Source organism: Gemmobacter sp. (assembly GCF_046292685.1).
Lineage (GTDB): Bacteria > Pseudomonadota > Alphaproteobacteria > Rhodobacterales > Rhodobacteraceae > Wagnerdoeblera.
Window position 1 is genome coordinate 1 of the sequence record NZ_JBKBQM010000071.1, and the last position, 11687, is coordinate 11687.

Below are 11687 nucleotides of genomic sequence, written 5' to 3' on the forward strand. Positions count from 1 at the left end.
CAAACTCGACGGCCAAAACCGCCTCCCCGAGATCATCCGAGGGGTTGAATTTCGCGACGGCATCAAGCACGAAATCAAAGCCGCCTGATCACACCGTCACCAACTTTCGGGCATAGCTCTCCGCGGCGACCGGGTCGGGCGAAGCATGTGCACGGCTGATCGCTGGTCAGGACGGCCGGAAATCAATGACCAGCTCGTGGGGCGCGGGTCATCGTTCGTCGGACCGGTCCTCGACGATCTGCACCCGGCAAGGGCGCCATGCTCACTGCTCGCCGAGCAGGTCAAGGCACTGCCGTTGCCGCAACGGGCTGGGCTTGTCGGTGCGGTCTGTGCGCATCTGGCCGAAGGCTGGCAGGCGGATCGCTGGTCCTCGGCAGAGGTGACCCTGCGATGGTCAGATTGGCGCGGCTGTGGCAGGCGTCGGGGCGCGTGTCGGAGGCGGGGCGGGCCGACGCGATTGTGACCTTGGTGGTGCCGCCGCAGCATCGGGAACCGGTAACCGTCATGGTCAAGGCCGACCTGCTGCGCGATGCGGGCGCGTCGGTGGCCATGGTGTTTGCCGACGAGTCCGCGACCCCGCCCGTGCCCCCGCCCGAGGGGCCGATCCTCGTCTGCGGTCCTCGTGTCTTGGCGGGCGGGGCCGAGGCGGCCGCGTAGGCGCTCGCCCGGGCAATCGCGGCCGCCGACCCGGGGCGCGATATGCAGCTGGGCGGCGCTGCCGGAGGACCAATCATCGGCTGGCCATCCCGTCTCTTGCCCGATCGGACACTGCGCCAGCCCCTGCGGGCAGACTGCACCCAAGTCGCAAGGATTGCGCTCGAGCGGCCCCTGCACAATGCCGTGGCGTCCTCCGGGAGCCAGTCGGCGAATCGAGCCGGATCGCCGTGACCGCGCGACCGGCCAGAAAGCGCTTGTCGCAAGCATGGACCGAGGTGACGTCCCTCTGGCGGGCAGTGAACCGCACGTATGACGCAAGCCCCGTCGGAAGATCGCGCCGCGGCTGACTGGTGCCCTTGCGGTGTCCAGCACATGGTTGCCGGCACATGGGATCACAGTGCGCCGCCGCCGAAGGAGCCCCGCGCCGGGGCAAGAGCGCGGCGATCTATCTCACGGCGGCAGGCCGATCCGATTGTCACGCGCGCGAAACATCCGCGTGTGACGCTGATCGACACGAGTGCGGGAACGTCGGAAAGATCAGCGTGTCGCGAGGCAACATCGTCATCGCCGGGGGCGCGACACCCGGCTTGTCGCCCGTCATCTGCGCGCGGACGCGGGGGGTTCGGGCGATATTGGAGGTCGTGCGGCTGGTCGTGCCGGCGGGCTGGTGTGCCGCGGCGATGCCGGGGCCTTGGGCCGAATTCGCAGCACAGGCCCCGGCGCGGACCCTCTGGGCCTTGGTCGCCCGGCTTGTGGTCGCCGACGGGTCGCGGCGCAAAACCGCAAAATGAGCCTGCGGGCAGAGATCGCCGGCTTTGTCGTGCTGGCCTATGCGCTGGCCTGGGCAGTCTGGGCACCGCTGTGGTGGACCGGGGCGGTGGTGACCAAGGGCGCGCTGCCCACGCATCTGCCGGGCCTCGTGGCGCCGGCGCTGGCTGCGGCGGTCATGGCCGCCCTCGGCGGGGCGGCGGCGCGGGCCGATTTGTGGCAGCGGCTGACGCGCCTGCCGCGGGCCCATGTGGGCTGGGCGCTGGCCCTGTCGCCGCTGCCGGTGATCGCATTGGCCGTGATGTTGGGGGCCGACGCGGCCGGGATCGGTCGCTATTCCGGCGTGGCCGAGGGGCCTTTTGCCGCGCTGCTGCTGATCGTCCTGCTCGTGAATGGCCTGGGCGAGGAACTCGGCTGGCGCGGATACCTCTTGCCGCGGGCGCAGGCGCTGTGGGGGCTGCGCCGGGGCACGCTGGCCACGGGGGCGATCTGGGCTGGCTGGCACTTGCCGATGTTTGCAGTGCTGGCCACCTATCGCGAGATGGGTCTGGTGGCGCTCATCTTCGGCTTCGGCCCAGGGATTCTGGCGGGCGCATGCGTGCTCGCGCATCTGGCGGCACTGGCGCGCGGCGGCGTGGTGCTGACAGTGCTCTGGCATACTGGCTTCAACCTCGGAACCGGCACGGCGCTTGGCGGGGCGGCGCCGATGCTCCTGTCGGCGCTGGCGATGGTATGGGCGATCTGGCTTTTGCGCCGCGCCCCACAGTCCATGGCCGTCCCGCCCCCGCCGGGTTGAGAGGAGCCTGCCGGCGCGGCGTGGGGCGGCCGCGGCAGCACCGGTCGCGGGCAATCTGGCCAGCGACCAGGATGGGCTGGTGCCGGCGCGTCGGATTATTCCGCGGCCAGGGCGGGGGCGGGCGCCAGGCGGGCGGCCATCAGCCCGGCATACCAGTCCACGAACTGCACGACGCCTTCCTCGTGCACCGGCGAATAGGGGCCTGGCTCGTAGGCCGGAGAGAGGATCCCCGTCTGGTTTTCCTCGACCACCCGGCGGTCTTCGTCGTTCGTGGCGAGCCACACTTCGGTGAGGGTGCGCAGGTCGTAGTCGTGCCCCTCTTCGGCGGCCGCATCCACCAGCCACCAGGTGGTCACCTGCGTCGCAAGCGGCGAGACGGGCAGCACCCGAAAGACGATCGCGTGATCGGCCAGGAAGTGGTTCCAGGTGTTGGGATAGTGATAGAGCAGAAGGCTGCCCGCGTCGTTGAAGGGCATCGCCCCCATCCGCCGCGCCACCGCCGCCCGGGTGCTGAGCGTGAAGCTTTCGGCATTGTCCTTCAGCGGGATGCGCGAGAGGCGCCACTGGTAATCGGGGGCGTGGACGAAGCGCGCGGGCAGGCCCGCGGCCTCGCAGCGCGCCCAGTGGGCGAGGATCTCGGGGCTCGCGGCCTCGGGGCCGTAGATCGCGGTGTGGCGCGGGTTGTCGGAATAGGTGCGGCACAGCGCAGGGTGCGACCCGCCGCAGTGATAGCATTCGCGGTTGTTCTCCAGCACCAGCTTCCAGTTGCCGTTTTCGGTGATGGTGCAGACATGGGCGACGCGGGCCCGGTCGAGCCCCGAGGGCGCGAGGTAGCGCGCGGCGGTTCCGGCCAGCGCCTCAAGGGCGGGGGGCTGGTCGGCCAGGCAGATGTAGATCAGCCCGCCCAGATCGCGGGCGTGGACGGGTTTCAGCCCAAAGGCGGCGGGGTCGAACCCCTCGCCCATGTCGCGGGCGCGGCGCAGGCGGCCGTCAAGCTCGTAGCTCCACTGATGATAGGGGCAGACGACGACGGTGGTGTGCCCCGCTTCGGCCGCGCAAAGCCGCTGGCCGCGGTGGCGGCAGACGTTGTGAAAGGCGCGCACCGCGCCGTCCCGGTCGCGGATCACCAGCACCGGATAGGCGCCGACCTGAAGGGTGACGTAATCGCCGGGCCGGGGCAGCGCCGCGGCGGGGGCGGCGAATAGCCATTCCCGATACCAGATCTGCGCCAGATCGGCGCGATAGACGCCCTCGTCGCAGTATAGTGCGCGTTCCAGTGCGTGCCGGGGTTTGCGCGCAAGGATCCGCGCGTGGATTTCGCTGTCCGTCAGCATCCCATACCTCTTTCACCCGCGCCGACTCGCGCGGAGGTTGAAGGGGCCGGACAGGCAGGGGGGCGGCAGGCCCTGCGGCTTGCCGGTTCCCGTCCCCCGCCGCCCGCCGCGGCCCGACGTCTGCGCAAGGCTGGTTTCCGGACTTCGGCGGTGGCCCGTTGCCGGGCCGGGGTGCGACGCCTTCCCGGGGGCTTGCCCCAGTGGCCCTATGTCGCGCCCGCCTCGCCGTTACCGTTGCGGGGGCAGCGCCGGCCTTGGGGTTTCCCCCGCACCGGCTTCCCAATTCTCCGCCCCGTGGGGCGGCACCTTGCAGGGCGATGGTGGCCCCGGCCGGCGGCGCGCGCTGGCCCGATTGCGACACGCGCCGCGTTGCGGGCGTCACGGCCGGCGGGTCAGGCGGCCCGTGGCGGCGCCGCCTCGGCCCTGAGCTTGGCGACGGCCTCGGCCAGGGGCAGGGTTTCGGTGGCTTCCTGCCCGTGCCGCCGCAGGGTGACCGTGCCCTCCTCGGCCTCGCGGGCCCCCAGGGCGATCTGCACCGGCACCTTCTTCAGCGCGTGCTCCCGCACCTTGTAGCCGATCTTCTCGTTGCGCAGGTCGGTGTCCACCCGCAGCCCGGCGGCGCGCAGCGCCTCGGCCACCTCTGCCGCCCAGAGGTCGGCCGCCCCGGTGATCGTGGCCACCACCACCTGCACCGGCGCCAGCCACAGCGGCAGATGGCCCGCGTGATGTTCGATCAGGATGCCGGTGAAGCGTTCGAGCGAGCCGAACAGCGCCCGGTGCAGCATGACCGGCGCCACCCGGTCGCCCGAGGGCGCCACATAGGTCGCGCCGAAGCGTTCGGGCAGGTTGAAATCGACCTGAAGCGTGCCGCATTGCCAGTCGCGCCCGATCGCATCGCGCAGGACATATTCGAGCTTCGGCCCGTAGAACGCGCCCTCGCCGGGAAAGATCGTGTAGTCCTGCCCGGCCGCCTCCAGGGCCGCCCGCAGGGCCGCCTCGGCGCGGTCCCAGCTTGCGTCCGACCCGATGCGGTTCTCGGGCCGGGTGGACAGTTTCACCCGCACCGCGTCGAAGCCGAAATCGCGATAGATCGACAGGACCAGATCGTTGACCTTCAGGCACTCCTCGGTCAGCTGGTCGGGCGTGCAGTAGATATGCGCGTCGTCCTGGGTAAAGCTGCGCACCCGCATCAGCCCGTGCAGGGCGCCGGACGGTTCGTAGCGGTGCACCTTGCCGAATTCGGCCAGCTTCAGCGGCAGGTCGCGATAGCTTTTCGTGCCCTGCCCGTAGATCAGCATGTGGCCGGGGCAATTCATCGGCTTGAGCGCGAAATCCCGCGCATCCTCGGTGCGGGTCAGGAACATGTTGGCGCGGTAGTTCTGCCAGTGCCCCGAGACCTCCCATAATGCGCGGTCCATGATGTCGGGCGAGTTCACCTCGACATAGCCCGCAGCCTCCTGCCGGGCGCGCATGTAGCCGATCAGCGTCTGGAACAGCCGCCAGCCGCGCGGGTGCCAGAAGACCGCCCCGGGTGCCACCTCCTCGAAATGGAAGAGGTCCATCTCGCGCCCCAGCCGGCGGTGGTCGCGCCGCTCGGCCTCGGCCAGCATGGTCAGATGCGCCTCCAGCGCCGCTGCGTCGGCAAAGGCCACGCCGTAGATGCGGCTGAGCATCGGGTTCTGCGCATCGCCCCGCCAATAGGCCCCGGCGACGCGGGTCAGCCGGAACGCCGTGCCGGCATCGCCGGTGTGGCGCAGGTGCGGCCCGCGGCACAGGTCGAGCCAGTCGCCCTGCCGGTAGATCGTGACCGGCTCGCCCTCGGGGATGGCCTCGAGCAGTTCGAGCTTCCAGCGCTCGCCCGCGGCGGCGAAATGCGCCCGCGCCCGGTCGCGCGGCCATTCCTCGCGCACGAAGGGCCGGCGGGCGGCGACGATCTCGCGCATCTTCGCCTCGATCGCCGGCAGGTCGTCGGGGGTGAAGGGCGTCTCGCGCTCGAAATCGTAGTAAAAGCCGTGGTCGATGGCCGGGCCGATGGCGGTGCGGGTGCCGGGCCAGAGGGTCTGGACCGCCTCGGCCAGCACATGCGCGAGGTCGTGGCGGATCAGTTCCAGCGCGCGCGGATCGTCGCGGCCGATCAGTTCGACCGACGCGCCGTCGGGCAGCGGCGCGCTCAGGTCGGCCAGCCGCCCATCGACCACGGCGGCTACGGTGCGGCGCGCCAGGCCCGGGCCGATGGCGGCGGCCAGATCGCCGGCGGTGCTGGCGGGGGCAAGCGCGCGGGTGGCGCCGTCGGGCAGGCGGACATGGATCATGGCTGGGTCTTTCGGTGGGTGGCGGGCGGCACGGGGTCGTATCCCGATCCGCCCCAGGGGGTGCAGCGCGCCAGCCGCCGCGCGGTCAGCCACAGGCCGCGCAGGGGCCCGTGGGTGTCCAGCGCCGCGATGGCAGAGGCCGAGCACGAGGGTTGGAACCGGCAGGAATGGCCAAGCCAGGGCGACAGGATCAGCCGGTAGGCGCGGATCGGCAGGATCAGCGCCCATGTCAGTGCCGCCCTCATGCCCGCACCCGCCAGCGGCTGGTGGGGCCGGTATCCTCGACCTCGATGCCGAGCGCGGCGAGTTCGGCGCGGATCGCATCGGCGCGCGCCCAGTCGCGCAGCGCCCGGGCCCGGTCGCGGTCGGCCACACGTGCGGCGATGCGCTCTGCCTCCGCCGCGTCGCCTTGTGCCCAGACCTGCGGATCGGCCTGCAACAGGCCCAGCAGCGCCCCGCCCTGCCGCAGCGCCCCGGCCAGTTCCGCCCGGCGCGCGGGGTCGGCGCAGGCATGGATCTGCCCGGCCAGCGCGTGCAGCCCGGCCAGTGCGGCCGGCGTGTTCAGATCGTCGTCGAGCGCGGCGAGGACGGGGGCGATGTCAACGTCCCGCGGCTCACGCGCGGGCTGGTCGCGCAGCGCGCCATAAAGCCGGTCGAGTGCCGCCCGCGCCGCGCGCGGGGTCGCCGCGGTCCAGTCGAGCGGCTGGCGGTACTGGGCCGTCAGCAGGGCATAGCGGATCGCCTCGCCTGGGGCGGCCGCCAGCAGGTCGCGCACCAGAAGCACATTGCCCAGTGATTTCGACATCTTGGCCCCGCCCACGGTGACATGGCCGTTGTGCACCCAGAATCGCGCCACCGTGCCTTGCGCGATCTCGTTCTCGTGGTGGGGAAAGCGCAGGTCGATCCCGCCGCCGTGGATGTCGATCGCCGCACCCAGATGCGCGCGGATCATCGCCGAACATTCGATGTGCCAGCCGGGGCGGCCGTGGCCCCAGGGGCTGTCCCAGCCGGGCTGACCGGGGGCCGAGGGCTTCCACAGCACGAAGTCGCGCGGATCGCGCTTGAAGGGGGCGACCTCGACACGCGCGCCGGCCAGCATCTCGTCTGGGTCGGCGCCCGAAAGCCGACCATAGGCCGGGAAGCTCGGGATGTGGAACAGCACATGCCCTTCGGCCGCATAGGCCCGGCCCGCGCCGATCAGCCCGTCGATCATCGCGATCATCGGCGCGATGTGGTCGGTCGCGCGCGGTTCGACATCGGGCGGGGCCACGCCAAGAGCCGCCAGATCGGCGCGATAGGCGGCGGTGTAGCGGGCGGCGACCGCATCGCATCCGACGCCTTCCGCCGCCGCGGCGGCGATGATCTTGTCGTCCACATCGGTGATGTTGCGCGCATAGGTCAGGCGCGGGAACAGCGCGCGCAGCCGCCGCGCCAGCACGTCGAACACCACCGCCGGCCGGGCATTGCCGATATGGGCCCAGGAATAGACCGTGGGCCCGCAGACATACATCCGCACATGGCCCGGGTCGGCGGGGACGAAGGGTTCGACCCGCCGTCCCATCGAATTGTAAAGCCGCATCAGAAGGGCATCTCCAGCGTTTGCATGGTCATGTCGCCCTCCATCTCGCCCGGCGCAGGCCGCAGGCGCAGCACCTCGAGGCTGGCGGCAAGGTCGGCCCGGGGGATGTCGCGGGCGATGACGACGATGCGGCTGGTGGTGTCGCCTTCGGGCGCGCCCGTCAGCGGGACCGGCGGGTCGAAGATGTGCTGCACGCCGTGGAAGACGAGGGGCGTGGGCACGCCTTCGAGATGCACGATGCCCTTGACGCGCAACAGATCCGGCCCGCGCAGGGCCACCAGCGTGTCGAGCCAGAAGTCGAAGATCTCGGCCGGGATCGGCGCGTCCAGCATGATCGAGGCGCTGGCAATCCGGTCGTCGGCGGCGTGGTGCGAGGGCAAGGTCAGGTCCATCACCGGCCCCCGCTTCGGCAGAGCCAGCCCCGAGAGCCCCGCCAGCGGGTCGGGCGGCGGCGCGGCCAGCCAGGCCAGCGCGTGGTCCGCCGCCATCGGTGCGCGCAGCGACGACAGGCCGAACAGCGCGCCCGCCGGCACCGCGCCGCGCGCGGCGGTCAGGCGCGGCGCGGCGGGGTTCAGCCGATCGAGCCGCGCGGTCAGTGCGGCCAGCGCGACCGCATCGGCCAGATCGGTCTTGGACAGCACGATCCGGTCGGCCATGGCGACCTGCGCCTGCGCTTCGCCGTGCCTGTCGAGCGTCGAGGCCCCGTGCACCGCATCGACCACCGTCACGATCCCGTCCAGCGCATAATCGGGCGCCAGCACCGGATCGACCAGCAGCGTGTGGTGGATCGGCGCAGGGTCGGCCAGCCCGGTCGTCTCGATCACCACCCGGTCGAAGGCCAGCGTGCCGGTCTTGCGCCGCACGATCAGCTTGCTCAGCGTGCGCGCCAGATCGCCCCGGATCGAACAGCAGATGCAGCCTGCGGGCATCACCACCACATCTTCGGCCACGTTCTCGATCAGGTCGTGATCCAGCCCCGCCTCGCCGAATTCGTTGACCACCACGGCGATGCGGCCGGCCGCGGGATCGTGCAGCAGCCGATTGAGCAGCGTCGTCTTGCCTGCGCCAAGAAAGCCGGTCAGCAGCGTCACGGGGACGGGCGGCGCAGGATGGGTCATCGCAGGCTTTCCGGTTGCAGGCATGGTGCAGCTGTGATTTGTTATATTATAACATAAATACCGACAAGAGCCGCCATGACCGATATCCAACTTCACCCCCGCCGCAGCGTCGCCGAGGTCGAGGAGGGCGCAACCCTCGCGCCCAAGTTCGGCGCCGATGGCCTGATGCCCTGTGTGACCACCGATGCCGCCACGGGCGAGGTGCTGATGCTGGGCTGGATGAACGCCGAGGCCCTGCGCCTGACCCTGACCACGGGCGAGGCGCATTACTTCAGCCGCACGCACCGCGCGGTCTGGCACAAGGGGGCGACCTCGGGCCTGATCCAGCGCGTCATCGAGGCGCGGATCGACGACGATCAGGATGCGCTGTGGTTGCGGGTCGAGGTGGCCGGCGCAGGCGCGTCCTGCCATGTCGGCTATGGGTCGTGCTTTTACCGCGCCGTGCCCACGGGACCAGCGGCGGGCGGGCCGCTGCGCTTTACCGAAGCCGCCAAGACCTTCGATCCCCGCGCCGTCTATGGCGATGCCCCCAACCCGACCATTCTGTGAGGATATCCATGAAAGTCGCCTATGTCTTTGCCACGCCCATGGCCTCGGCCTTCAAGCTGGCGCGGATGATCCTGCCGCAGCTGGAAAAGGGCATCCATGGTGCCGAGGTCGTGGGTATGATGTTCTTCGACGACAACATCTATTGCCTGCGGCAAGGCGACGACGTGGGCGAGCGGCTGGCGCGGATCGCCGCCGACCAGGGCTTTCCGCTGATGATCTGCGACGACTGCGCGCTGCGCCGGGGGATGGCGACGGGCGAGTTGCATCTCTGCGGCACCGGTGAGGTCACAGCCGAGGGCACCGTGCCGGGCGTCGTCGCGGGTTGTTTCCCGCAGCTTTACGCGGCACTGGCCGCCAACCCACCCGATCAGATCATCACGCTGTGAGGCCGGCGACCCGGACGTCCGGCGCGGCAGGGGCCAGATGGCGCAATTCCACGGCAACGCTCGGGCACGTGCAGCGCATCAAGCGGCTGGTGCGCGCCGGGCTTGCGGCCGATGCGCTGATTTCCGTGTTCGAGCTGCCTTGCGGCGATCCGGCCTGTTCCGGCCCGGCAACCCGGAGTCCTGTCATCGGCTTTGACCTGATCCGGCGCGTACTGGTGGTGCACCGTCCGGCGGTCGAGATCGTGGCGGCGGACCTTGACGCGCGGGCCGGCTGTCGCCCGGCAGGGACCGATCCCGGATTGACCTGACGAACGAGAGGTGTGACACATCGTCCCGACGGTTCCCGAGCCTGGAAAGGCGAGTGATGAAAAGGGAACGCGGCGAGGCGTAGGCATCAGCCACCGAATCCGCGACCGCCCCCGCAAATGTGAGCGGCGAGTGCCCGTGCCACTGCCCCGGACGGGGCGGGAAGGCGCAGGCAAGCCACAACCCGCGAGGCAGGAGACCTGCCGTCTTGCCGACCAACCCAACCCGGGCGGGGTGTCCCGGCGGAGACATGACCATGACCAACCCAGCCTTGCGCCTGCGAAGTTCTGCCGTCCTGCCCTGACCGCGCCTCTGCAGATCGTGGAGGACGCCCCTTGCCGACCACGACCTGCCCCCCCGCGCAGCGGCTGCCCCGCTGCGCTGCGCCCCTCTACCCTGCAACCGCGCGCCGCCAGAATGCGCCGCCAACGCCCGGCTGTGCGCGCTTGCGCGCGATGTCGGTGCGGGGCTCTCGGCCGTCTGCGGCCCCGACGCCGCGCCTGTCTGCGTGCAGGTCGATATGCCCTGCCGCCTTGCGCCCGCGGGGCTGTGCCGCATCGCGGCGCGGTTCCATGCCGGGCGGGTGGAGGTGGCGGCAACCCCTGCGCCGAGGTGCCACTGATGGACGATCCCGACCACCTGATCCTCTGCCTCTCGCAGCCCAGCCTCTCGGCCCGCGACGAGGGGCGGCTGCTGGCCGCGCTGCACCGCGCGGCGCGGGCGCATTGCGCGCAGCCCGTCACGGTCGTGCGGCTGGAAGGCGGCGGGACGGACCTTGCGCAGGCTCTTTGCCAGGCGCGGGATGCCGAGACGACGCATGTGCGGGTCATGCCGGTGGGTTTCCCCATGGCCGCCAACATCGCCGCCTGGTTGCCCGGCGCGGTCGCGCATGCCGCGGCGACCGCGGGCGGCGGGCTGCGGATCACGCTTGCCGAACTGCCCGCCCCCGAAGACGCGGCCGCCGCGCTGGTGCCCCTGGCGCTGGTGGCGCGGGCGACCGATGCGGCGACCCTGCGCCCGACCCGGGGCGCAAGCACGGCTGGCAGTTCCTGCCCGATTTCGACACGCATATCCTGGTCTGCACCGGCCCGCGCTGCGCCTTCCGCGGGGCGGGCGCGCTTCTGGCCCGGCTGTCGGCGACGGGCCTGTCGGACCGCTGCCTGACAACCGCGCCGGGCTGCGTCTACCCCTGCAACCCGGCCCCGCTGATCGTACTTTACCCGCAGGGCGCCTGGTATGTGGTGCCCGACGAATGCGCGCTCGACCGCATCGTGACCGAGGTGATCGGCGCCGGCCGCGACGCGCCCGACCTGCGGCTGGCCGAACGCCCCGGCAGCCGCCGCGCCCACCTTTCCCCACCTGACCACAGGAGACCCGAATGACCCCCAGACTGTCCCGCCGTGCCGCCCTGGCCATGGCGGTCCTGCCGACGCTGCCGCTGCCGGTAGCTGCCGAAACAGCCCCGCCGCTGCGTGTGGTCACATCCTTTGCCGTCGACAGCATGACCCCCTGGGAGGACGGTTTGAACCGCCCCGGGTATCCGAGAGGGTAAAACTGTCAAAGGATGACCCTTATGGAAGCGAAGAAGAAGCACACCCCGACATACACGGCCGAGTTCCGCGAACGCGGCGTTCGTCTGTATCGCGAACACCGGTCCGACTACACCAGCGACAACGCCGCCTATCGCGCGGTTGCCTGGAAGCTTGGCTGTTCTCATGACACTTTGCGGGCCTGGTGCTTGCATGCGGCACGAGATGCTGGCGAGCTATAGCTGAAAGTTGGTGACGGGGGGATTGGGTGGCATATCAAGGCGTTGTTGACGCGCCGCAGTTCTCGCAGAGAAAAGGATATGCCACATGACGAAGGATACGGTTGTCGCGTT

13 protein-coding genes and 2 riboswitches are annotated in these 11687 nt (G+C 70.7%); of the genes, 8 read left to right on the forward strand and 5 right to left on the reverse strand.

Annotation, left to right across the window (positions count from 1 at the left end):
- Positions 1-390 precede the first annotated feature (390 nt).
- Positions 391-657 (forward strand): hypothetical protein, encoded by a 267-nt coding sequence (locus tag ACK4S2_RS14625; RefSeq protein WP_409625951.1) that lies wholly within the window; start codon positions 391-393, stop codon positions 655-657.
- A gap of 787 nt (positions 658-1444) precedes the next feature.
- The gene (locus ACK4S2_RS14630; RefSeq protein WP_409625954.1) at positions 1445-2221 is read left to right on the forward strand and encodes a type II CAAX prenyl endopeptidase Rce1 family protein; all 777 of its coding nucleotides are present in this window, start codon (positions 1445-1447) and stop codon (positions 2219-2221) included.
- Positions 2222-2316: 95 nt separating this feature from the next.
- On the opposite strand, the gene ACK4S2_RS14635 is transcribed toward ACK4S2_RS14630, so the two are convergent.
- The 5 genes from ACK4S2_RS14635 to ACK4S2_RS14655 all read right to left on the reverse strand — a co-directional run bounded on the left by ACK4S2_RS14635 (position 2317) and on the right by ACK4S2_RS14655 (position 8564).
- Positions 2317-3555 carry an aromatic ring-hydroxylating oxygenase subunit alpha gene (locus ACK4S2_RS14635; protein ID WP_409625957.1) on the reverse strand — a complete coding sequence of 413 codons (1239 nt, stop codon included), beginning with the start codon at positions 3553-3555 and terminating at the stop codon, positions 2317-2319.
- A 110-nt stretch (positions 3556-3665) separates the two neighbouring features.
- Positions 3666-3880, reverse strand: a riboswitch (cobalamin riboswitch).
- 67 nt (positions 3881-3947) lie between these two features.
- Positions 3948-5867: a threonine--tRNA ligase gene (thrS, locus tag ACK4S2_RS14640; RefSeq protein ID WP_409625960.1), complete on the reverse strand. Its 1920-nt coding sequence runs from the start codon at positions 5865-5867 to the stop codon at positions 3948-3950.
- On the reverse strand, positions 5864-6112 hold the full coding sequence (gene yidD, locus ACK4S2_RS14645) for a membrane protein insertion efficiency factor YidD (RefSeq protein WP_409625963.1): 249 nt from the start codon (positions 6110-6112) through the stop codon (positions 5864-5866). Before yidD ends, thrS begins: the two co-directional genes overlap by 4 nt.
- Positions 6109-7446, reverse strand: coding sequence for a cysteine--tRNA ligase (gene cysS, locus ACK4S2_RS14650; protein ID WP_409625966.1), 1338 nt, complete (start codon positions 7444-7446; stop codon positions 6109-6111). The genes yidD and cysS overlap by 4 nt, the downstream gene beginning before the upstream one ends.
- Positions 7446-8564 (reverse strand): CobW family GTP-binding protein, encoded by a 1119-nt coding sequence (locus ACK4S2_RS14655; RefSeq protein WP_409625969.1) that lies wholly within the window; start codon positions 8562-8564, stop codon positions 7446-7448. Before ACK4S2_RS14655 ends, cysS begins: the two co-directional genes overlap by 1 nt.
- A gap of 75 nt (positions 8565-8639) precedes the next feature.
- Here ACK4S2_RS14655 and hisI point away from each other — a divergent pair, with 75 nt between their 5' ends.
- The 6 genes from hisI (at position 8640) to ACK4S2_RS14685 (ending at position 11576) form a co-directional block, all read left to right on the forward strand.
- Positions 8640-9113 carry a phosphoribosyl-AMP cyclohydrolase gene (gene hisI / locus ACK4S2_RS14660; protein ID WP_409625972.1) on the forward strand — a complete coding sequence of 158 codons (474 nt, stop codon included), beginning with the start codon at positions 8640-8642 and terminating at the stop codon, positions 9111-9113.
- An 8-nt stretch (positions 9114-9121) separates the two neighbouring features.
- Positions 9122-9499, forward strand: a complete 378-nt coding sequence (locus tag ACK4S2_RS14665) for a SaoD/DsrE family protein (protein WP_409625975.1) — start codon at positions 9122-9124, stop codon at positions 9497-9499.
- Between the two features lie 68 nt (positions 9500-9567).
- Positions 9568-9807, forward strand: a complete 240-nt coding sequence (locus tag ACK4S2_RS14670; protein ID WP_409625978.1) for a hypothetical protein — start codon at positions 9568-9570, stop codon at positions 9805-9807.
- A 12-nt stretch (positions 9808-9819) separates the two neighbouring features.
- Positions 9820-10028, forward strand: a riboswitch (cobalamin riboswitch).
- 398 nt (positions 10029-10426) lie between these two features.
- Positions 10427-10969, forward strand: a complete 543-nt coding sequence (locus ACK4S2_RS14675; RefSeq protein ID WP_409625981.1) for a hypothetical protein — start codon at positions 10427-10429, stop codon at positions 10967-10969.
- Between the two features lie 77 nt (positions 10970-11046).
- Entirely contained in the window at positions 11047-11187 is a 141-nt protein-coding gene (locus ACK4S2_RS14680) for a hypothetical protein (RefSeq protein ID WP_409625984.1), read from the forward strand.
- A 191-nt stretch (positions 11188-11378) separates the two neighbouring features.
- Positions 11379-11576, forward strand: a complete 198-nt coding sequence (locus tag ACK4S2_RS14685) for a hypothetical protein (RefSeq protein WP_409625987.1) — start codon at positions 11379-11381, stop codon at positions 11574-11576.
- Positions 11577-11687 lie beyond the last annotated feature (111 nt).